The sequence below is a fragment of the Zoogloea sp. genome (assembly GCF_028693495.1).
GTDB lineage: Bacteria > Pseudomonadota > Gammaproteobacteria > Burkholderiales > Rhodocyclaceae > Zoogloea.
In genome coordinates this window covers 39,372-59,604 of record NZ_JAQUVG010000002.1, presented here as the reverse complement: position 1 = coordinate 59,604, position 20,233 = coordinate 39,372, and the positions used below count along the sequence as shown (strand labels likewise).

At 65.5% G+C, this 20,233-nt stretch carries 18 protein-coding genes; 11 read left to right on the top strand and 7 right to left on the bottom strand.

Annotated elements, in window-relative coordinates:
• Positions 1-69 precede the first annotated feature (69 nt).
• Positions 70-1,170 (bottom strand): quinolinate synthase NadA, encoded by a 1,101-nt coding sequence (gene nadA, locus PHD22_RS00705; RefSeq protein ID WP_299860808.1) that lies wholly within the window; start codon positions 1,168-1,170, stop codon positions 70-72.
• 25 nt (positions 1,171-1,195) lie between these two features.
• Entirely contained in the window at positions 1,196-1,648 is a 453-nt protein-coding gene (locus PHD22_RS00700; RefSeq protein WP_299860806.1) for a rhodanese-like domain-containing protein, read from the bottom strand.
• A 355-nt stretch (positions 1,649-2,003) separates the two neighbouring features.
• Here PHD22_RS00700 and glnA point away from each other — a divergent pair, with 355 nt between their 5' ends.
• The 4 genes from glnA to ntrC all read left to right on the top strand — a co-directional run bounded on the left by glnA (position 2,004) and on the right by ntrC (position 6,675).
• A complete protein-coding gene (glnA, locus tag PHD22_RS00695) occupies positions 2,004-3,413 on the top strand; it encodes a type I glutamate--ammonia ligase (RefSeq protein ID WP_299860803.1) in 1,410 nt (469 codons plus the stop codon).
• Between the two features lie 157 nt (positions 3,414-3,570).
• Positions 3,571-4,026 carry a DUF4124 domain-containing protein gene (locus PHD22_RS00690; protein WP_299860800.1) on the top strand — a complete coding sequence of 152 codons (456 nt, stop codon included), beginning with the start codon at positions 3,571-3,573 and terminating at the stop codon, positions 4,024-4,026.
• A gap of 76 nt (positions 4,027-4,102) precedes the next feature.
• Complete coding sequence (glnL, locus tag PHD22_RS00685; protein ID WP_299860798.1) at positions 4,103-5,176, top strand: nitrogen regulation protein NR(II); 1,074 nt, start codon at positions 4,103-4,105, stop codon at positions 5,174-5,176.
• A 95-nt stretch (positions 5,177-5,271) separates the two neighbouring features.
• Positions 5,272-6,675, top strand: coding sequence for a nitrogen regulation protein NR(I) (gene ntrC, locus PHD22_RS00680; RefSeq protein WP_299860793.1), 1,404 nt, complete (start codon positions 5,272-5,274; stop codon positions 6,673-6,675).
• Between the two features lie 42 nt (positions 6,676-6,717).
• Here the strand turns inward: ntrC and ppc are convergent, their stop codons facing one another.
• Positions 6,718-9,480, bottom strand: a complete 2,763-nt coding sequence (gene ppc / locus PHD22_RS00675; protein WP_299860790.1) for a phosphoenolpyruvate carboxylase — start codon at positions 9,478-9,480, stop codon at positions 6,718-6,720.
• A 210-nt stretch (positions 9,481-9,690) separates the two neighbouring features.
• Between ppc and hemC the strand changes: the two genes are divergently transcribed.
• From hemC to PHD22_RS00640, 7 genes are all read left to right on the top strand, one after another.
• Positions 9,691-10,620, top strand: a complete 930-nt coding sequence (hemC, locus tag PHD22_RS00670) for a hydroxymethylbilane synthase (protein ID WP_299860786.1) — start codon at positions 9,691-9,693, stop codon at positions 10,618-10,620.
• On the top strand, positions 10,620-11,420 hold the full coding sequence (locus tag PHD22_RS00665) for a uroporphyrinogen-III synthase (RefSeq protein ID WP_299860783.1): 801 nt from the start codon (positions 10,620-10,622) through the stop codon (positions 11,418-11,420). Before hemC ends, PHD22_RS00665 begins: the two co-directional genes overlap by 1 nt.
• Before the next feature lie 9 nt (positions 11,421-11,429).
• Positions 11,430-12,566 carry a uroporphyrinogen-III C-methyltransferase gene (locus PHD22_RS00660; RefSeq protein WP_299860780.1) on the top strand — a complete coding sequence of 379 codons (1,137 nt, stop codon included), beginning with the start codon at positions 11,430-11,432 and terminating at the stop codon, positions 12,564-12,566.
• Positions 12,567-12,574: 8 nt separating this feature from the next.
• Complete coding sequence (locus PHD22_RS00655) at positions 12,575-13,750, top strand: heme biosynthesis HemY N-terminal domain-containing protein (protein WP_299860777.1); 1,176 nt, start codon at positions 12,575-12,577, stop codon at positions 13,748-13,750.
• 190 nt (positions 13,751-13,940) lie between these two features.
• Positions 13,941-14,504 (top strand): alkyl hydroperoxide reductase subunit C, encoded by a 564-nt coding sequence (gene ahpC, locus PHD22_RS00650; RefSeq protein WP_299860774.1) that lies wholly within the window; start codon positions 13,941-13,943, stop codon positions 14,502-14,504.
• A 157-nt stretch (positions 14,505-14,661) separates the two neighbouring features.
• Positions 14,662-15,435: a glycoside hydrolase family protein gene (locus PHD22_RS00645; RefSeq protein WP_299860771.1), complete on the top strand. Its 774-nt coding sequence runs from the start codon at positions 14,662-14,664 to the stop codon at positions 15,433-15,435.
• A 5-nt stretch (positions 15,436-15,440) separates the two neighbouring features.
• On the top strand, positions 15,441-15,902 hold the full coding sequence (locus tag PHD22_RS00640; protein ID WP_299860768.1) for a lysozyme inhibitor LprI family protein: 462 nt from the start codon (positions 15,441-15,443) through the stop codon (positions 15,900-15,902).
• A 6-nt stretch (positions 15,903-15,908) separates the two neighbouring features.
• Here PHD22_RS00640 and hemF read toward each other — a convergent pair whose 3' ends face one another.
• The 4 genes from hemF to purH form a co-directional block, all read right to left on the bottom strand.
• Complete coding sequence (hemF, locus tag PHD22_RS00635) at positions 15,909-16,817, bottom strand: oxygen-dependent coproporphyrinogen oxidase (RefSeq protein WP_299860765.1); 909 nt, start codon at positions 16,815-16,817, stop codon at positions 15,909-15,911.
• A 91-nt stretch (positions 16,818-16,908) separates the two neighbouring features.
• Entirely contained in the window at positions 16,909-17,274 is a 366-nt protein-coding gene (locus PHD22_RS00630) for a 5-carboxymethyl-2-hydroxymuconate Delta-isomerase (RefSeq protein WP_299860763.1), read from the bottom strand.
• 9 nt (positions 17,275-17,283) lie between these two features.
• Positions 17,284-18,573, bottom strand: coding sequence for a phosphoribosylamine--glycine ligase (gene purD, locus PHD22_RS00625; RefSeq protein ID WP_299860760.1), 1,290 nt, complete (start codon positions 18,571-18,573; stop codon positions 17,284-17,286).
• Between the two features lie 19 nt (positions 18,574-18,592).
• Positions 18,593-20,161, bottom strand: coding sequence for a bifunctional phosphoribosylaminoimidazolecarboxamide formyltransferase/IMP cyclohydrolase (purH, locus tag PHD22_RS00620; protein WP_299860758.1), 1,569 nt, complete (start codon positions 20,159-20,161; stop codon positions 18,593-18,595).
• Between the last annotated feature and the right edge of the window lie 72 nt (positions 20,162-20,233).

Genomic DNA, 20,233 nt, shown 5'->3' with positions numbered 1-20,233 from the left:
ATGTCCGCACGAGGTCCCGTTCCATGAAAAACGGCGCCTCGCGGCGCCGTCCTGAGGGGCAGCTGGCAATCAGGATACCGCGAGCATGCGTTCCAGGGCCACCTTGGCCAGGGCCGCCTCGTGGCCGGGTACGGTGATCCGGTTGACCACCTTGCCATCCGCCAGGTTCTCCAGCGTCCAGGCCAGATGCTGGGGATCAATGCGCTGCATGGTTGAGCACATGCAGACATTGGGGGCCATGAACTGGACGATCTTGCCCTCGGATTTCACTTCCTCAGCCAGGCGGTTGACCAGGTTCAGCTCCGTGCCCACCAGCCAGCGGGTGTTGGGGGCGGCATCCTTGATGACCTTGATGATGTATTCGGTGGATCCCACGTAGTCAGACTGGCGACAGACCTCCAGGGCACTCTCCGGGTGGGAAATCACGAAGCCGGCCGGGTGCTGGTTGCGGAACTTGATGATGTGGGCGGGCTGGAACATCTGGTGTACCGAGCAGTGTCCTTTCCACAGCAGGATCCTGGCCTTGCGGATCTGTTCGGGGGTGAGCCCACCGTATTCCTGGTCCGGATCCCACACCACCATTTCATCCTGGGGAATGCCCTTCTTGAAGCCGGTCCAGCGCCCAAGGTGCTGATCGGGGAAGAACAGCACCTTCTCACGCTGGTTGAAGGCCCAGTCCAGGATGATGGGTGCGTTGGTGGAGGTGCACACGATACCGCCATGCTCGCCGCAGAAGGCCTTCAGGTCTGCGGCAGAGTTGATGTAGGTGACCGGTGTGATCAGCGTATCCGGCGTCTCCAGCACCTCGGCCAGTTCGCGCCAGCAGCGTTCCACCTTGGCCAGGCTGGCCATGTCGGCCATGGAACAGCCCGCTGCCAGGTCGGGCAGGATGGCCTGCTGGTGGGGTCTGGACATGATGTCCGCCACTTCAGCCATGAAGTGCACGCCACAGAAGACGATGAACTCCGCGTCGGTTTCAGAGGCCAGGCGGGAGAGCTTGAGGGAGTCGCCGGTCAGGTCGGCATATTGATAGACATCCGCCCGCTGATAGTGGTGGCACAGCAGGACGGCCTTGTCGCCAAGGCGGGCACGGGCGGCGCGGATGCGCTCATGGGCGTCCTGGTCGGACAGGGTGTTGAAGCGGTCGAAGCTGATGGGTACGGCTTGCATCTCTGGGGTGTCCTGTTGTGTTCTCTCAGCCCTGGATCCACGGCAGGCCGGCATGACGCCAGCCTCCGACCTTGTTGCGGTGCCCTTGGGCGTCCTTGTCGCCCTCGAAGCCTTCCAGGATGTTGTAGGCGTTGGTGTAGCCCGAGCCGGCAGCAAGGGTGGTGGCCGCATTGGAACGGGCGCCGCTGCGGCACAGGAACATGACCAGCGCCTCCGGATCCACCTGGCGCGTGAACTGGGCCAGAAAGTGGGGGTTGGGTTCATTCCCCGGGTAAAGCATCCATTCGATCTCCACCGCATCGGGGATACGCCCAACCCAGTCCCATTCGGCGCGGGTCCGCACATCGACCAACCTGGCTCCCGGGGCCAGTTGCAGCACGTCCCAGGCTTCCTTCGGTGTGAGGGCGCCGGCGTAGGGCAGGTTCAGGGCGCGCGCACGCTCCTGGGCAAGGGCAAGGGTCTCGCTGAGTTTTCCCATGACGGTCATTCGGCAAGGTAGGGGGAGGGAAAACGAGTATACCGCTGCCCTTCCCCGCTGCAAGTCATGCCGTCCTGTAGCATCCTGAAGCGTGCCCGCCACCTGGGGCCGGATAGATGCACTGTTTTGGCAGGCGCGGAGCAAGGGGTCACCAAATTGGTGCGGCCTTGATTTTTTTGCACTACTTTGGTGCAGAAATGAATCGAGGCATGTCCGCGCAAGCCTTGTGGCACAATGGGATGCTTGCTTTTTTAAGGTGGCACGAAATCTGCTTCGTTGTTGCGGACACAGCCGTGCCTGACCAAATTTTTTTATCCACTGCGCAGCAGCTTCAACCCGTTTAGGAGTGAGTTATATGACCCCGCAAGACGTCATGAAGGTCGTCCAGGAAAACGAAGTCAAGTTTGTTGACTTCCGTTTTACCGATACCAAGGGCAAGGAGCACCACGTCGGCGTGCCTATCAGCGCCTTTGATGAAGACAAGTTTGAGAGTGGTCATGCCTTCGACGGTTCCTCCATCGCTGGCTGGAAGGGTATCCAGGCGTCCGACATGCTGCTGATGCCGGATCCGAACACCGCTTACATCGACCCGTTCTTCGACGAGACCACCCTGGTTCTGAGCTGTGACGTGATCGACCCCGCCGACGGCAAGGGTTACGACCGCGATCCCCGCTCCATCGCCAACCGCGCCGAGGCCTACCTGAAGTCCTCCGGGATTGGTGATACCGCCTACTTTGGCCCGGAACCCGAATTCTTCATCTTCGATTCCGTCGAGTGGAAGGTCGGCATGTCCGGCGCCTACCACAAGATCTTCTCCGAAGAAGCGGCCTGGTCCTCCGACCAGAAGTTTGAAGGCGGCAACACCGGCTACCGTCCCGCCGTGAAGGGTGGTTACTTCCCCGTTCCGCCGGTCGACTCCTTCAACGACATGCGTGCTGCCATGTGTCTGGCTCTCGAAGCCTGCGGCGTGCCGGTTGAAGTGCACCACCATGAAGTCGCAACCGCCGGCCAGAACGAAATCGGTACCAAGTTCGACACCCTGGTGCGTCGTGCCGACCAGACCCAGATCACCAAGTACATCGTTCAGAACGTTGCCCACCAGTACGGCAAGACGGCCACCTTCATGCCCAAGCCCATCGTTGGTGACAACGGTTCCGGCATGCACGTGCACCAGTCGATCTGGAAGGACGGCAAGAACCTGTTTGCTGGCAACGGCTACGCCGGCCTGTCCGAGACCGCCCTGTACTACATCGGCGGCATCATCAAGCACGCCCGCGCCCTGAACGCCATCACCAACCCGCTGACCAACTCCTACAAGCGCCTCGTGCCTCACTACGAAGCTCCGGTCAAGCTGGCTTACTCCGCGAAGAACCGTTCGGCTTCCATCCGGATCCCGTTCGTGAATAGCGAAAAGGCCCGCCGCATCGAGACCCGCTTCCCGGATCCGGGTGCCAACCCCTACCTGTGCTTTGCAGCGCTCATGATGGCCGGCCTCGACGGCATCCAGAACAAGATCCACCCGGGCGACCCCGCCGACAAGAACCTCTACGACCTGCCCCCGGAAGAAGACGCGCTCATCCCGACCGTCTGCTCCAGCCTCGAGCAGGCCCTCGAGGCCCTCGACAAGGATCGCGAGTTCCTGACCCGTGGTGGTGTGTTCAGCAACGACTTCATCGACTCCTTCATCGCCCTCAAGCAGGAAGATGTCAACCGTCTGCGCATCGAAGTGCACCCGGTTGAGTTCGAGATGTACTACGCCATCTGATCTCCGGATCGGGGGGGCTCCAGTGCGCTGGAGGCTCCACCTGGCGCCAGGAAGGGACGGGCTTCATGCCCGTCTTTTTTTATGGGTGCGATTGGTGCTTTGTGATTGTCACTCCCGCCCCTAAACTACCGATGCCCTGTCGTCATCCGAACTGATCATGATGCTGAGATTTTTCCTGCTGCTGGTGGTCCTGTCGTCCGCTCCACTGGCTCGGGCAGATATTTTCAAGTGTGTGGACGATGCGGGTCATGTGACTTACACCAACGCCCGGGCGCCCGGAAAGGGGTGCACCGTTTTATCCCGGGATCAGGCCGTGTCCTCCGTCTCCAGTGCGCCGCCGCGTGTGTCGTCTGCGCCATTGCCCCAGAATGGTGCATCCCAGGGGGGCGCAGGCTTTCCCCGGGTGGATGGCACGACCCAGCGCGCCCGTGATTCGGACCGCCGGCGTATCCTGGAAGAAGAACTGGCCAGCGAGCAGAGGGCTCTTGAAGTGGCTCGGCGGGACGCTGCGCAGGATCCCCGCCGTAGCGCCAGCGGGGCTGGTACGGACCGGGTGCAGATTCATGAGCGCAATATTGAGGCTCTGCGCCGCGAGCTATCGAATCTGCGCTGAGCGCGTGGGCCTCCCCCGGGGCGTTATCCTCAAGCACCCTCTTTGATTGGTCTGTTTCTTGCATCAAGTGGGCAGCATGCAAACCGATCAGACCTCCATGACGCCTTCCGCCTTTGCCGGCCTTGAGCTGCTGTCCTCTGCCGTGGTGCTGGTGGATGACGAACTGGTGGTGCGCTACATGAATCCCGGTGCTGAAAATCTTTTTGCAGTGAGCAGCCGCAAGATCGTCAGCTATTCCCTGCGCCGCCTGCTGGGAGATCCCCCGGGCCTGGATGTGGCGCTCAACAGCGTGCTTCGGGATAACTGGAGCTATACCGGGCACAACATCACGGTGACACGCCCCGGGATGGTGGTGCTCCACCTGGACTGCACCGTTACGCCCCTGGAGTCCCCCGATGTGCGTCTTCTGCTGGAGTTCCGGCCCATGGATGCGCACCTCAAGGTGGCCCGGGAGGAGCAACTGGCGCACCAGCAGCAGGCGAACCGGGAGCTTATCCGCAACCTGGCCCACGAGATCAGGAACCCTCTCGGCGGCATTCGTGGTTCTGCCCAGTTGCTGGAGCGGGAACTGGATGATCCCCAGTTGCGGGAATATACCCAGGTGATCATCGCCGAAGCGGATCGCCTGCAGGATCTGATGAACCGGCTGCTGACTTCCCACCGGATGATGCAGCCCTCCCAGCTCAATGCCCATGATGTGCTGGAGCGGGTGCGCCGCCTGATCCTGGCCGAGTTTCCGGCGGTGGAGGTGCGGCGGGATTACGACACCAGCTTGCCCAGCATCACCGGTGACCGGGAGCAACTGATCCAGGCCATCCTGAATATCGCCCGCAACGCAGCCCAGGCCATGCAGGGAGAGGGTGAGATCGTCCTGCGGACCCGGGCAGCCCGGCAGGTCACCCTGGCCAAGCGGCGTTTCCGGCTGGCCCTGCAACTGCAGGTAATCGACAACGGGCCTGGCGTGCCCCAGGAGATCCGCGACAAGATCTTCTATCCCCTTGTGTCGGGGCGGGAAAACGGCAGCGGTCTGGGTCTGTCCCTGGCTCAGAGCTTCGTGGAGCTGCATCACGGGGCCATCGATGTGGACTCTCGTCCCGGGAGGACCTGCTTCACCGTTTTTCTGCCGGTCACCCGGGAAAGCGATGGGTAAGCCGCAGAATAATGAAATCCAGGCAAGGCTCCGCCGTGGCGTCCTCCTGAGGGTGTCTTGCTCCGCCTAAAACCAATTGTATCCGTGTGAATGAAATGAATGCTGTCTGGATAGTTGATGACGACCGCTCGATCCGCTGGGTCCTCGAGAAATCCCTGGCCCGGGAAGAGATTCCGTACAAGAGCTTTGGTACGGTCAGCGAAGTGCTGAACGCCCTCGACAACACCACCCAGCCGCCCCGGGTGCTGCTGTCGGACATCCGCATGCCGGGGGAGTCGGGGTTGACCTTGCTGTCCAGGGTCAAGGCCCGCTTTCCCCACATGCCGGTCATCATCATGACTGCCTACTCGGACCTGGACAGCGCAGTTGCGGCTTTCCAGGGGGGAGCCTTCGAGTACCTGCCCAAGCCCTTCGATGTGGACCAGGCGGTCGAACTGGTGCGCCGGGCGATCGAAGAGAGTGCCCATCAGGCGGGTGCGTCGGAGGAGCTGAGTACCGTGCCGGAGATCCTCGGCTCGGCGCCGGCGATGCAGGAAGTGTTCCGCGCCATCGGTCGTCTGTCCCAGTCCCACGCCACCGTGCTGATCAATGGCGAATCCGGTACCGGCAAGGAGCTGGTGGCGCGTGCCCTGCACCGTCACAGTCCACGCAAGGATGCGCCCTTCATTGCCATCAACACGGCGGCGATCCCCCGGGACCTCCTCGAGTCCGAGTTGTTCGGCCATGAGCGGGGGGCCTTTACCGGTGCCCAGACCATGCGCAGGGGGCGTTTCGAGCAGGCGGAGGGGGGCACCCTGTTCCTCGACGAGATCGGCGACATGCCGGCCGAACTGCAGACCCGCCTGCTGCGCGTGCTGTCCGACGGCAATTTCTACCGGGTGGGCGGGCATCAGCCCATCAAGGCCAACGTGCGGGTGATTGCCGCCACCCACCAGAACATGGAAGAGCGGGTACGCCAGGGCCTGTTCCGGGAGGATCTGTTCCACCGCCTCAATGTGATCCGCTTGCGCCTGCCGCCTCTGCGGGAGCGTCGGGAAGACATCCCGCCCCTGGCCAGGCACTTCATCGCCCTGTCGGCCCAGGAACTGGGTGTCGAAGCCAAGCGCCTGTCCGAGGCCACCCTGAAGTACCTGCAGAGCCTGGATTTTCCGGGCAACGTGCGGCAACTGGAGAATCTCTGCCACTGGCTTACGGTGATGGCGCCGGGCCAGACCGTCGAGGTGGCCGATCTGCCCCCGGAGCTGAAGGATCAGCCGACGCGCGAGCTGACCGCCAACTGGTGCGATGCGTTGATGGCGGAAGCTGACCGTTGTCTGGTCCAGAATCCGGGCGCCGTTTACGACTTGCTGAGCAAGGACTTCGAACGGATCCTGATCCGCCGGGCCCTGGTGGCAACCGGCGGGCGCCGCATTGAGGCCGCTCAGCTGCTGGGCATAGGCCGCAACACCATCACCCGCAAGATCCAGGAGCTGGGGTTGGAGGAGCCGGACGCGGCGTGATGGGCCGGCGGCGGATGGCGCCGACCCATCGTTCACCCTGGTTCAGCCGCTGTTGCGCAGACCTGCGGCGATCCCGTTGATGGAGAGCAGGATGCCGCGCCGTATCCGTTCGTCCTGGTGGCCTTCCCGGTAGCGGTGCAGGAGCTCCACCTGCACGTGGTTGAGAGGGTCCAGATAGGGGTAGCGGTTGTGGATGGAACGCTTGAGGAGCGGGTTCGCATCCAGCAGTTCCTGCTGGCCCGTGATGGACAGCAGCATTTCCACGGTGATGGCATGCTCCTGTTCGATGCGCGGGAAGATCCGGTTGCGCAAGGCCTTGTCATGGACCAGGTCGGCGTAGCGGCTGGCGATGGCGATGTCGCTCTTGGCCAGTACCATGTCCATGTTGGAAAGCAGGGTGGCGAAGAAGGACCACTCCCTGTGCATTGCCTGCAGGCGGGCCAGGCCGGCCTCGCCGTGCCGGGCGACGTAGGCTTTCACCGCGGTGCCGAGGCCGTACCAGCCCGGCAGCATCAGGCGGCACTGGGCCCAGCTGAAGACCCAGGGGATGGCACGCAGATCTTCGATGGCGGTGGACTTCTTGCGCGAGGCGGGGCGGCTGCCGATGTTCAGCGCGGCGATCTCCGAGATCACGGTGGATTCCCAGAAGTAGCGCTCGAAGCCGTCGGTCTCATAGACCAGGTTGCGGTAGGCCTTGAAGGCGGCGTCCGACAGCTCGTCCATGGCCTCCAGGTACTCGGGGCGGGGCGCCGGATCGCGGGGGGCGAACAGGGTGGCCTCCAGGGTGGCCGATGCCAGCACCTCCAGGTTGCGCCGGCCGACCTCGGGGTTGGCGTACTTGGAGGCGATCACCTCGCCCTGCTCGGTCAGGCGGATCTGCCCCTGCACCGCGCCGCCCGGCTGGGCCAGGATGGCCTGGTAGCTGGGACCGCCGCCGCGGCCGACGGAGCCGCCGCGGCCATGGAACAGGCGCAGGCGCACTTTGTTGCGGGCGAAGGTGTCCACCAGACCGATTTCGGCCTTGTAGAGCTCCCAGCCCGAGGTGAGGAAGCCACCGTCCTTGTTGCTGTCGGAGTAGCCGAGCATGACCTCCTGCTCCTTGCGGCGGGACTCCAGCAGCGCCATGTAGGCCGGGATTGAAAACAGCCGGTCCATCACCCCGGCCGCATTCTGCAGGTCGCCGATGGTCTCGAAGAGCGGGATGATATTGACGTCAAGCACCCCTTCGGCGTGCCGCAGCAGGCCGGATTCCTTGGCCAGCACGGCGACTTCCAGGATGTCGGAAACGTCGTCGGTCTTGGAGATGATGCAGTTGGGCACGGCGGCCTTGCCGTAGCGCAGGTGGGCGGCCCGGGCGGCCCGGAAGATGGCCAGCTCGCCGCGGGTTTCCTCGGAGTATTCGATCCAGGGGGAAGCCAGGGGGCGCGCGGTGGCCAGTTCTTCAAGGAGCACCGCGGTGCGTCCGGCCTCGTCGAGGGCCAGGTAGTCCTTGGCCGGGTCGGCGGCCTGGAGCAGCTCGGCCACCACCCGCTCGTGCACGTCGGAGTTCTGGCGCAGGTCGATCGGCGCCAGGTGGAAGCCGAACACCGACACCGCCCGGCGCAGGTGGCGCAGGCGGCCCCGGGAGAGGGCACTCAGGCCGTTGGCGGTGAGGGAGCGATGCACCACATCCAGCTCGTCGGCCAGCTCGTCCGGGCCGGCGTAGGGCGCTGCCGGGCCCACCGCGTGGCGCGGCGGCTGATGGCCCAGGAGCTGCTGGTAGGTGGCGGCGAGGCGGGCATAGACGCCGGTCAGGGCGCGCCGGTAGGGCTCGTCACTGCGGTGGGGGGATCCGTCGGGCGAGGCTTCGGCCAGGCGCAGCAGGGCGTCGGAGGCGCTGACCAGTCCCTGGGCGATGGACAGCTGGGAGCCCAGGGTGTGTACCTCGTCCATGTAATGGGTGAGCACCTTTTCCGCCTGGGTGGCCAGGGTCTTTTCCAGGACCTCGGCAGTGACGAAGGGATTGCCGTCCCGGTCGCCGCCGATCCAGCTGCCCACGCGCATGAAATTGGGCAGCTCCAGTGCGCCCCAGGTCCGGTCATTGGCCGCCAGGCGGTCTTCCACGCTGGCGTAGAGGCGGGGCAGCTCGCGCAGGAAGGTGTAGTCGAAGTAGGACAGTCCGTTGCTGACCTCGTCCATCACCGACAGCTTCTCGGTGCGCAGCATGCGGGTCTGCCACAGGGTCAGCACGGCCCGGCGCAGGGCCTCCTGATTGATGTCCTGCTCTTCGGGGGTCAGCTGCATGCGGTCCCGTTCGTCCAGCAGGCGGGCAATCACCATCTGGCAGTTGAGGATGCTCTTGCGCTGGACCTCGGTGGGGTGGGCAGTGAGTACCGGCACGATGTTGGCGGTGTCGAAGAAGGACACCAGTTCCGGGCTGCCCAGGCCGGCGGCGAAGGCGCGCTCCAGGGCGTGGGCCAGGCTGCCCTCCCTGGGGGCCGACCCGGCGATCTGGTGGGCCCGGGAGCGGCGGATGTGGTGCTGGTCCTCGGCGATGTTGGAGAGGTGGGAGAAATAGCTGAAGGCCCGCACCACGTCGATGGTCTGGTCCCGGGACAGGGAGTCGAGGGTGGCCTCCAGCTCCCGGCGGGCTGCGTGGTCCTCGTGGCGGCGGAAGCGGATCGAGCTCTGGCGGATGGATTCCACCAGGTCGAAGACGGCCTCTCCCTCTTGGGCGCGCACGGTATCTCCAAGCACGCGGCCCAGCAGCCGGATGTCGTCCCGGAGGGGAAGGTCCTTGTCATCGTTCGTTCTTTGTTCACTCATCGCGGTGGATTCCTGTCCAATCGGTTGCATTAATCTGGTGCAAGGGGTGCATTCCTGGCCCCATGCTATGATCGCCCGCCGAAGGACTGCCATTGGTGCCTACCCTGATGCTGCACTGCAGAGGCCTGCAGAGTGCCGCCCCTGGTTCCGCCTGTCCATAGGGCATTCCTCTTTCATTACCGATCGAACATCCAGCCGAGCCCGAATATCGTGAGCGCACCCCAGCCCGACCGCATCGTCATCGCCACCCGTGAAAGTCGTCTTGCCCTCTGGCAGGCCGGGCACGTCAAGGCCCGTCTCGAGGCCCTCTATCCGTCCTGCTCCGTCGAGTTGCTGGGGATGACCACCCGGGGTGACCAGATCCTGGACCGGCCCCTGGCCAAGATCGGGGGCAAGGGCTTGTTCGTCAAGGAGCTGGAAACCGCGCTCCTCGACCGGGCGGCTGACATTGCCGTGCACTCCATGAAGGATGTGCCCATGGAGCTGCCGCCGGACTTCGCCCTGGTGGCCATCTCGGAGCGGGAGGTGCCGCTGGATGCCTTCGTTTCCAACAAGTACGAGAGCCTGGATGACATGCCCCCGGGGGCTGTGGTGGGCACTTCCAGCCTGCGTCGGGAGGCGCAGATCCATGCCCTGTATCCGATGCTGGCGGTGACCAGCCTGCGGGGCAACCTGGATACCCGCCTGCGCAAGCTCGATGAAGGTCAGTACGATGCAATCATCCTCGCCGCTGCCGGTCTGACCCGTCTGGGCCTCGCCGGGCGCATCCGCTCCACCCTGCCTTCCGAAATCTCGCTGCCTGCCGCGGGTCAGGGCGCCCTGGGGATCGAGGCGCTGGCCTCCCGTCCCGAGGTCGCCGAGTGGATCGCACCCCTCGCCGATCTTCATTCTGCTGCCTGCGTGCGTGCCGAGCGGGCCACCTCCCGGGCCCTGGCGGGCAGTTGTGAGGTTCCCCTCGGCGCCTATGCCGAGGTGCAGGACGGCGAGCTGTGGCTGCGGGGCTTCGTGGCCCTGCCCGATGGATCGCGTATGGCCCGTGCGGAGCGTCGGGGGCCCCTGGATCAGCCGGAAGCCCTGGGCCTTGCCCTGGCAGCCGACCTGAGAGCCGACGGCGCCGACGAGATCCTCGCCAGCCTGTAATGGTGAAGGCCCCCGCCGGCCCCCTTGCCGGGCGCGTCATCGCCGTGACCCGTCCGGTCGCCCAGGCTGACGGCCTGTGTGCCACCCTGGCCGGGCTGGGGGCGGAGCCCCTGCGCTTTCCCCTCCTGCACATCGAGCCGGTGGCCGACCCAGAGCCCCTCAGGGCCATGGCCCGTCGCCTGGACGAATTTTCCCTGGCCTTCTTCGTCAGTCCCAACGCGGTGAATCTGGCCCTCGACGTGATCCTGCCGGAAGCGCCCTGGCCTGCCCACCTGGTCGTCGCGACGGTGGGCAAGGGCAGTGAAGCCGCCCTGGCGGCCCGAGGGTTTCGTCAGGTCCTCGCGCCGGACCGGGGCTTCGACAGCGAGTCGGCACTGGCACTGCCGGCCTTCCGTTCCGAGGCAGTGGCGGGCAGGAAGGTGCTGATCCTGCGGGGAGACGGGGGGCGGGATCTGCTGGGCGATACCCTCAAGGCCCGTGGTGCCTGGGTGGAATATCTGACCTGCTACCACCGGGGAGGCCCCCCCGAGGATCCTGCGCCGCTGCTGGCCCGGGTTCGCCAGGGCGCGCTCGATGCCCTGACCCTGACCAGCAGCGAGGGCGTGAGCCATCTCCTGGCCTTGCCAGACGCCGCTCTCCTGAAGGATGTGCCCGTGTTCGTGCCCCATGCCCGGATTGCCGCGGTGGCCCGGGAAGGCGGTTTTGCCCGGGTCATCCTGACGGAGCCGGGGGATACAGGCCTCATCGCTGGACTCGTCGGGCATTTCTCGGTCTGCGACCACGACGCCAATACGGGTTAAACTTCAGCCATGAGCAGCGAACTTCCCAGCCTTCCGCCCATTGAGGCCGCCCAGCCGGCCACCGCGCCGTCTTCTTCGCCTTCGCCCTGGCAGCGTCCCTCGGCCATCATCGCTGCCGTCGCTGTTGCCCTGCTGGCCTGGCAGTGGATCGAAACCCGCAGCCGCCTGGCTGACCTGCAGGCCGAACTCGCCCGTCGCCTGGCGGACGGAGACAGCGTGGCTGCGGAGGGGCGTGCCCTGGCCCGGCAGGCCCAGGACAGCCTGCAGGACCTCCAGGGCAAGGTGGGCGCCCTCGAAGCGAGGATCGCCGAATCCCAGGGACAGCAGCTCGCCCTGGAGTCCATGTACCAGGAGTTTTCCCGCACCCGGGACGACCGGGTCCTGGCCGAGGTGGAGCAGGCCCTGACCATTGCCACCCAGCAACTGCAGCTGGCGGCCAATGTTCAGAACGCCCTGGCCGCACTGCAGGTGGCCGACGCCCGTCTCGGAAGCCTGGACCGGCCCCAGTGGCTGCCTCTCCGCAAGGCGATCGCCAGTGAAATCCAGACCCTGGAGGCCTTGCCCCAGGTGGATGGTTCCGGCCTGGCCCTGAAACTGGAAACCCTCATCGGCCGCATCGATGGGCTGCCGCTGGCCTTCGAGGCCCGTCCCAAGGCGAGTCCGGGCCAGCTGGAAAATCTCGAGCCGTCCTGGCTGAAGGGCCTCTGGCAGGAGTTCTGGAGCGAATTCAGCCAGCTGCTGCGGATCGAGCGGATGGATCGCCCCGATCCTGCCCTGCTCGCCCCGAGCAATACGGTCTTCCTGCGGGAGAATCTCAAGCTGCGTCTGCTCAATGCCCGCCTCGCCCTGCTGTCCCGGGATGGCAACACCTTCCGGGAGGACATGCGGATTTCCGCCCAGTGGCTGGAGCGTTACTTTGATTTGAATGCGGCTGCGGTCAAGGCAGCCAGGGATGATCTGAACGAATTCCAGAAGCTGCCCGTGGGTATGGATCTGCCGACCCTCCAGGCCAGCCAGGCAGCGCTGCGCGCCTTGCTGGCCATCCCCGAGCGGCGCGCCGAGCAGGCCGGAGTGGCGGTCTCCTCCGGTAATGCCGCCGATACGTCCACGACCAAAGGTGCCGTCCGTCCGGCCCGCAAGAACTGAGGCTGGCCATGCGTGGAGTGCTGTGGCTGATTGGACTGTTTGCGCTGGCTGCGGGGCTGGCGGTGGCGGGACGCTACAACGAGGGCTATGCCCTGCTGGTCCTGCCCCCGTACCGGATCCAGATTTCCATGAATCTGCTGGTGGTGGTGGTGGTGGCGGCCTTCGTGGCGGTCTATGCCCTGGTCCGCCTGGTGGCCAACACCCTGGCCCTGCCGCGGGCAGTCCAGGCTTTCCGGGTCCGGAAGGGGCGGGAGCGGGCGTCCCAGGCCCTTTATGATGCGGCCTTGCTGCGCATCGAAGGCCGTTTTGGCCAGGCCTTGCGTCAGGCCGGCGCTGCCTACGAGGCCGGTGAGTCGCCTGGACTGGCCGCACTCCTGGCGGCTCGGGCGGCGCACTCCCTGAGGGATGAGCCCCGCTACCGGGAGTGGCTGGCCAAGGCGGCCCGCCATGACGACAGCGTCCGGGTGGCCCGCCTGATGACCGAGGCAGAACTGGCGGTGGAGGGGCGCCGCTTCGATGAGGCGGCGGAGCGTATTGCCGATCTCCAGGCCGGAGGCCAGCGCCACATTGCTGCCTTGCGCCTCGCCTTGCGGACTGCCCAGGCGCAGGGAAACTGGACCGAGGCGGTTCGCCTGGTGCGGCAGCTGGTCAAGGTGAAGTCCCTGTCCCCGGAGGTCGCTGAGCCGGTCAAGCGTCGTGCCCACCAGGAGGGTCTCCGCCAGCGGGCTGGCGACGCGGGGGCCCTGACAGCCTACTGGCAGGAATTGCCCCGGGACGAGCAGCGGGATCCGGTGGTGGTCAGGGAACTGGCCCGGGCCCTGATTGACGCCGGTGATGGGGATGGCGCCCGGAAAGTCATCGAGGTCCAGCTGGCCCAGTCCTGGGATTCGGAGCTGGCGGGGCTTTACGGACGCTACGAAGGCGGCGAGCTGCGCAGCCGGCTGGCCAGGGCAGAAGAGTGGCTCAAGCGCCAGCCACGGGATCCCCTGCTGCTGCTGACCCTGGGCCGTCTGTGTGTGCAGTCCCAGCTGTGGGGTAAGGCTGAAAGCTATTTCGATGCGGCCCTCGCTGTGGCGCCGGGTCTTGAGGCCCATCTCGAGCTGGCCAACCTGGCTGACCGGCTTGGGCGTGGGGACGATGCCAACCGGCATTATCGCGCCGCAGCGGAAATGGCCCGGCGCTGAGGCGTGCAGGAGCGGGCACTGCTGTACCCGCACCAGGCGTTGCTGTCCGGATGGCGCACCCGGAGGCTCCAGGGGATCGATGGTTGATAGTTTTTGGCAATATGGATAATTTCATCAATCAATTTGAACGATGAGGCGAGCCAGCCTATCATCTGGCTTCCAAGTCTTCTCAACCAGTGAAGGAAACGCTATGTCCCTGATCAATACCGAAATCAAGCCGTTCAGTGCTACCGCCTACCACAATGGCAAGTTCGTTCCGGTCACCAGCGAAGACCTGAAGGGCAAGTGGTCCATTTTCTTCTTCTACCCCGCCGACTTCACCTTCGTCTGCCCGACCGAGCTGGGCGACATGGCGGATCTGTACCCCGAATTCAAGAAGCTGGGCGTTGAGGTGTACTCCGTGTCCACCGACACCCACTTCACCCACAAGGCCTGGCACGACGCCTCCGACACCATCAAGAAGATCAGCTACCCGATGATCGGCGATCCGACGGGTGCCATCACCCGCAACTTCGATGTGATGATCGAAGAAGAGGGGCTGGCCCTGCGTGGCACCTTCGTGGTGAATCCGGAAGGCCAGATCAAGGTTGCCGAGATTCATGACCTGGGCATCGGCCGTGATGCTTCCGAGCTGCTGCGCAAGGTCAAGGCTGCCCAGTACGTGGCCTCCCACCCGGGCGAGGTCTGCCCCGCCAAGTGGCAGGAAGGCGCCGAGACCCTGAAGCCCTCCCTGGATCTGGTCGGCAAGATCTAAGCGGTTTACGCTCACGGCCCCCTGATGGGGCCGTTCAAGGCAAACGCCCGGCTGTCCTCAGGACGCCGGGCGTTTGCCTTTTTGATGCTCCGTTGCCTGGCGGGTGTAAACGGGCTGCTCTATAGTCCACATACCCGGTATGCGTGAGGGGACAATCATGGCGAGTCTGAGTGCTGCGGTGGGACGTGGGGTGGCCAGGCCCTTCAAGAAGGATGTGCTGCTGGTGCAGAAGCTGCTCAACCGTCACCGCCAGGTGGGGGCCCCTCCGATTGATGAAGATGGTGCGCAGGGCGACGAGACCTTCGAGGCGATTGAGGAATTCCAGCAGCGGGTGCTGGGCATGCTGCGTCCGGACGGTCGTATCGATCCCGGCGGGCGCACCTTCAGGGCGCTGGACGAGGCGGTGGCTGTGTCGCCGGAGGTGATCTCCGCTGCGGCGATGACGCACCAGGGGCGGGCCTTGCTGCGCTCGGTCGAGACCCTGGCCTTGCGGCCCTATGATGACCAGAAGAGCGGCATGACACGCATCACGGCCTGGGTGCCCGGCGCAACGATCGGTTATGGTCATCTGATTGCCCGTAGCGAGTGGTCCCGCTACCGTGACGGCATCACTGCAGCGCAGGCCGATGCACTGTTTGATGCGGACCTGGTGCCCTTCGAGCAGGCGGTGCGGGAGACCATCAAGGTGCCATTGGCAGCGAACCGTTTCGATGCCCTGGTGATCCTGGCCTTCAACATCGGGGTCTCAGCCTTTGCCCGGTCATCGGTGGCCCGGCTCGTCAATGACCCGGCCGCGTCGTCCAGCTACCGCAATCTGGAGGCTGCCTGGAAATCCTGGAACAAATCCCAGGGCAAGGTCATGCTGGGGCTGGAGCGTCGGCGTCAGTGCGAATGGAATGTCTACACGAAGGGTGTCTACGAACGGTGGTGAAACGCTTGGGTGCACAGAGGTGGCTGGGATGGGCAGGGCGGTGGAGTCTGTGCCTTGCGCTGGCGGCAGGGCCTGCCCTGGCCATTGACAACCCGGACCGGGAGGATCCGCTGCCCGGCTTCGCTGCCGCTGTGGCCGCCCATGAGGAGCGGATTGCCCGTGCTCCGGATGCGGCGGCAGCCCTGGATGCGAGTGTCTTGTATGCCCGCTTTCTGGATGAACGCCTGAATCACGCCTATGGAGCGGTGTTGCGCGGAGCAGGACCCGATGCCCGCAACGCGTTGCGGCGGGCCCAGCGTCAGTGGCTGGCCTACCGGGATGCCGAGATCCGCTTCATTCAGAGCAATTGGTCCAACCGGGCGCACGGTTCCTCGGCGGCCCTCAGCCGGGCTGCCTTCCGCAACGGTCTGGTGCGTGAACGAACCCGGACCTTGCTGGAGTACCTGCGCAGTTATCCGCCGGATTGAAAGGCTTCAGACCCAGTCGTGGTGGACCAGGAACTCGGAGTACAGCCGGGCCTCCGGGCTGCCCGGCTCCGGCTGCCAGTCGTAGCGCCATTTGACGATGGGCGGCATGGACATCAGGATGGATTCGGTGCGGCCGCCCGATTGCAGGCCGAAAAGGGTGCCCCGGTCGAAGACCAGGTTGAACTCCACATAACGGCCCCGGCGGTAGGCCTGGAAGTCGCGCTCCCGCTCCCCGTAGGGGGTGTCCCGGCGGCGCGCGATGATGGGCAGGTAAGCCGGCAGAAAGGCATCGCCGACACTGCGGGTCATCGCAAAGGCGGTGTCGAAGTCCACCTGGCCGTCGGCGCCATGGTCGTCGAAGAACAGGCCCCCTACGCCGCGCGGTTCGTTACGGTGCTTGAGGAAGAAGTAGCGGTCGCACCAGTCCTTGAGGCGCCGGTATTCCGTCTCGCCCCAGGGCAGCACGGCCGCCTTGCAGGCGGCGTGGAAGTGCCGTACGTCTTCCTCGAAAGGATAGTAGGGGGTGAGGTCCATGCCGCCGCCGAACCACCATACATCGGGCTTGCCCGGGCTGCTGGCGATGAAGAAGCGCACGTTCATGTGCACCGTCGGGCAGTAGGGGTTGCGGGGGTGAAGCACCAGCGAGACACCCATCGCCTCGTAGCTGCGCCCGGCCAGCTCCGGGCGGGCAGCGGTGGCGGAGGGCGGAAGGCCTTCACCCATCACGTGGGAAAAGTTGCAGCCGCCCCGTTCAAAGAAATTGCCTTCCTCGACCAGTCGGGTGATCCCCCCCCCTCCGGCCGGGCGCACCCAGCTGTCGGTCAGGAAGGGCGCGCCGTCGAAGGTTTCGAGGGCCGCCACGATGCGGTTCTGGAGGTCCAGCAGATAGGCTTTGACGGCATTGCGGTCGGGCATGGGCAGTTCATTCCTGAAGCGTGGCCGGGGCAGGCCCCGGGGAAAGTCGACAAGGGGGGCGAATGCCCCCGTCAGCATGCTGCAGCGGGCCTCAGACGCCGGGTACGAGCTGTTTGGAGTAGGTTTCCCGATCCATGTCGCGGGCTTCGGAGGTGAGCTGTACCGTCTCGGGGCCGGGCCGCAACTGGGCACCCAGCGTGGCCACCAGCGCCTCGGTGAGACGCTGCTTGGTGGCCTTGTCCCGGCCGGAGAGCATGCCCAGGTCTGCGTGGAGGAAGCCGTGCCGGGCATCGTTGCCCACGACAAAGTGTTCCACCGGGATCAGGCGGACCTTGATCGACTCGGGCGGGCTGAATACACCACTGACCAGCAGGGTTTCCGCACTCGCCCGGGTCAGCGCCGCGCCGTCGAAGCGGCTCGAGATATTGAGACTGTATTCGATGCGCAGTTGGGGCATGGGGTTTCCTCAGTTTTTGCGGGCCACTGCCCGGTAGCCGATGTCGCGGCGGCACTGCATGCCGTCGAAGTGGATCTGGTCCACCTGCTCGTAAGCGCGCTTCTGTGCCGTGCGCACGTTGTCGCCCAGCGCGGTGACGCACAGCACGCGGCCGCCGTTGGTGACCACCTGGCCATTGCTGTCGCTGGTGCCGGCGTGGAAAACATGAGTGTCTTCGCTGGCGGTGGCAGGCAGGCCATGGATGGCGTCACCCTTGCGGGGGCTGTCCGGGTAGCCGGCGGCGGCCATCACCACGCCCAGGGCGAAGCGGCGGTCCCATTCGGCCTCGACCTTGTCGAGCCTGCCGGCGATGGCGGCCTCCACCAGGTCCACCAGGTCGGACTTGAGTCGCATCATGATGGGCTGGGTTTCCGGGTCGCCCATCCGGCAGTTGAACTCGACAACCCGGGGGGCTCCCTTGGCGTCGATCATCAGCCCGGCGTAAAGAAAGCCGGTGTAGGGCAGGCCTTCGGCCGCCATGCCGGCCAGGGTCGGCATGATGATCTCGCGCATGGCGCGGGCATGAACGTCGGGGGTGACCACGGGGGCGGGGGAGTAGGCACCCATGCCGCCGGTGTTGGGGCCCTGGTCGGCGTCCTTGAGGCGCTTGTGATCCTGGGAGGTGGCGAGCGGCAGGGCGTGGCGGCCGTCGGCCATCACGATGAAGCTGGCTTCCTCTCCCTCCATGAACTCCTCGATGACCACCCGCGGGCCACGCTCGTCGTACTGCACGCCCAGGGTGTTGTGGGTGAGCATGGCGTCGATGGCTGCGTGGGCTTCATCGGCGGTCATGGCCACCACCACGCCCTTGCCGGCCGCGAGGCCGTCCGCCTTGATGACGATCGGCGCGCCCTCGGTGTCCACATAGGCGTGGGCAGCGACGGGGTCGGAGAAGGTCTGATACCTCGCCGTCGGGATCTTGTGACGCTGCAGGAACTGCTTGGCGAAGTCCTTCGAGCTTTCCAGCTGGGCCGCCAGCCGGGTTGGTCCGAAGATGGGCAGGCCGGCGGCCCGGAAGGCATCCACGACACCGGCCGCCAGGGGCGCTTCGGGACCGACTACGGTGAGGGCGATCTGTTCCTGGCGGACGAAGTCCACCAGGGCCGGGATGGCGCTGAGGGCCACGTTCTCGATACCCGGCTCGCGGGCGGTACCCGGGTTGCCCGGGGCCACGAATACCTTGTGAACCCGGGGGGAACGGGACAGCTTCCAGGCCAGCGCGTGTTCGCGCCCGCCGGAACCGATGACGAGGATCTTCATGCTGGAGTGCTCCGGTGGCTTAGTGGCGGAAGTGGCGGAAGCCGGTCAGGACCATGGCGATGCCCTGCTCGTCGGCAGCGGCGATCACTTCGGCGTCGCGCATGGAGCCGCCCGGCTGGATGACGGCGGTGGCGCCGGCCTGGGCCAGCACGTCGAGGCCGTCACGGAAGGGGAAGAAGGCATCGGAGGCCACCACGCAGCCGGGGATCACCAGGCCGGCGTTCTCGGCCTTGATCTTGGCGATGCGGGCGGAGTCCACGCGGCTCATCTGGCCGGCGCCGACGCCGATGGTCATGCCGTCCTTGCAGTAGACGATGGCGTTGGACTTGACGTACTTGGCCACGCGCCAGGCGAACAGCAGGTCGGAGAGCTCCTTGTCGGTGGGCGCACGCTGGGTGACAACCTTGAGGTCGGCGGCGGTGATCGGGGCGAAGTCGGCGCTCTGCACCAGCAGGCCGCCACCCACACGCTTGTAGTCGGGTTGCTTGACGGTGCCCAGGGGATTGACCAGCACGCGGACGTTCTGCTTGGCCTTAAGGAGCTCGAGGGCTTCGTCGGTGTAGGCCGGGGCGATCAGCACCTCGAGGAACTGGGCGCTGACGGCTTCTGCAGCGGCACGATCAACGGTGGTGTTGAAGGCGATGATGCCGCCGAAGGCCGAGGTCGGATCGGTGGAGAAGGCCTTCTTGTAGGCCTCGAGGGGGCTGGCGGCAACCGCCACACCACAGGGGTTGGCGTGCTTGACGATGACGCAGGCCACGCCGTCAAAGGCCTTCACGCATTCCCAGGCCGCGTCGGAGTCGGCAATGTTGTTGTAGGAGAGCTCCTTGCCCTGCACCTGAGTGTAGGCGGCGATGGCGCCGGCAGGGGCGGCACTTTCCTTGTAGAAAGCGGCGGTCTGGTGGGGGTTCTCGCCGTAGCGGAGGTCCTGTACCTTGTCGAAGGCCAGCTGGAAGCGCTCCGGGTAGGCCTTCTTGCTGCCGTCTTCCGCCAAGGCAGTGAGATGGTTGGAGATCGCCGAGTCGTAGCGGGCGGTGTGGGTGAAGGCCTTGCGGGCCAGGTCGAAGCGGGTCTTGTAGGACAGGGCACCGCCGTTGGCTTTGAGCTCGGCGACGATGGTCGCGTAGTCCTCGGGATCGGTCACGATGCCCACGCCGCCGGCTTCATTGCCGTGGTTCTTGGCCGCTGCGCGGACCATGGTGGGGCCGCCGATATCGATGTTCTCGATGGCGTCCTCAAGGGTGCAGTCGGGCTTGGCCACGGTGGCCTGGAAGGGGTAGAGGTTCACCACCACCAAGTCGATGCGGGGAATGGCGTGCTCTTCCAGCTTGGCCAGGTGCTCGGGCAGGTCGCGACGGGCCAGGATGCCGCCATGCACCTTGGGATGCAGGGTCTTCACGCGGCCGTCCAGCATCTCGGGGAAGCCGGTGTAGTCGGACACGTCGGTGACCGGCAGGCCGGCATCGCGCAAGGACTTGGCGGTCCCACCGGTGGACAGCAGGGCGACGCCGAGGGCGGCCAGTTCACGGGCGAATTCGATGACGCCGGTCTTGTCGGAGACGCTGAGCAGGGCTTGGGTGACTTTCATGGGCTTCTCTGGAAGGTCGCGGAGTACCGCGGCGGACAAAGGGAAAATGGCTGAAGATCGCTGGCGGGGCAG

Coding starts and splice junctions, on each gene's coding strand:
- nadA (WP_299860808.1), bottom strand. CDS start 1,170: ATGCAAGCCGTACCCATCAGCTTCGACCGCTTCAACACCCTGTCCGAC.
- PHD22_RS00700 (WP_299860806.1), bottom strand. CDS start 1,648: ATGGGAAAACTCAGCGAGACCCTTGCCCTTGCCCAGGAGCGTGCGCGC.
- glnA (WP_299860803.1), top strand. CDS start 2,004: ATGACCCCGCAAGACGTCATGAAGGTCGTCCAGGAAAACGAAGTCAAG.
- PHD22_RS00690 (WP_299860800.1), top strand. CDS start 3,571: ATGATGCTGAGATTTTTCCTGCTGCTGGTGGTCCTGTCGTCCGCTCCA.
- glnL (WP_299860798.1), top strand. CDS start 4,103: ATGCAAACCGATCAGACCTCCATGACGCCTTCCGCCTTTGCCGGCCTT.
- ntrC (WP_299860793.1), top strand. CDS start 5,272: ATGAATGCTGTCTGGATAGTTGATGACGACCGCTCGATCCGCTGGGTC.
- ppc (WP_299860790.1), bottom strand. CDS start 9,480: ATGAGTGAACAAAGAACGAACGATGACAAGGACCTTCCCCTCCGGGAC.
- PHD22_RS00665 (WP_299860783.1), top strand. CDS start 10,620: ATGGTGAAGGCCCCCGCCGGCCCCCTTGCCGGGCGCGTCATCGCCGTG.
- PHD22_RS00660 (WP_299860780.1), top strand. CDS start 11,430: ATGAGCAGCGAACTTCCCAGCCTTCCGCCCATTGAGGCCGCCCAGCCG.
- PHD22_RS00655 (WP_299860777.1), top strand. CDS start 12,575: ATGCGTGGAGTGCTGTGGCTGATTGGACTGTTTGCGCTGGCTGCGGGG.
- ahpC (WP_299860774.1), top strand. CDS start 13,941: ATGTCCCTGATCAATACCGAAATCAAGCCGTTCAGTGCTACCGCCTAC.
- PHD22_RS00645 (WP_299860771.1), top strand. CDS start 14,662: ATGGCGAGTCTGAGTGCTGCGGTGGGACGTGGGGTGGCCAGGCCCTTC.
- hemF (WP_299860765.1), bottom strand. CDS start 16,817: ATGCCCGACCGCAATGCCGTCAAAGCCTATCTGCTGGACCTCCAGAAC.
- PHD22_RS00630 (WP_299860763.1), bottom strand. CDS start 17,274: ATGCCCCAACTGCGCATCGAATACAGTCTCAATATCTCGAGCCGCTTC.
- purD (WP_299860760.1), bottom strand. CDS start 18,573: ATGAAGATCCTCGTCATCGGTTCCGGCGGGCGCGAACACGCGCTGGCC.
- purH (WP_299860758.1), bottom strand. CDS start 20,161: ATGAAAGTCACCCAAGCCCTGCTCAGCGTCTCCGACAAGACCGGCGTC.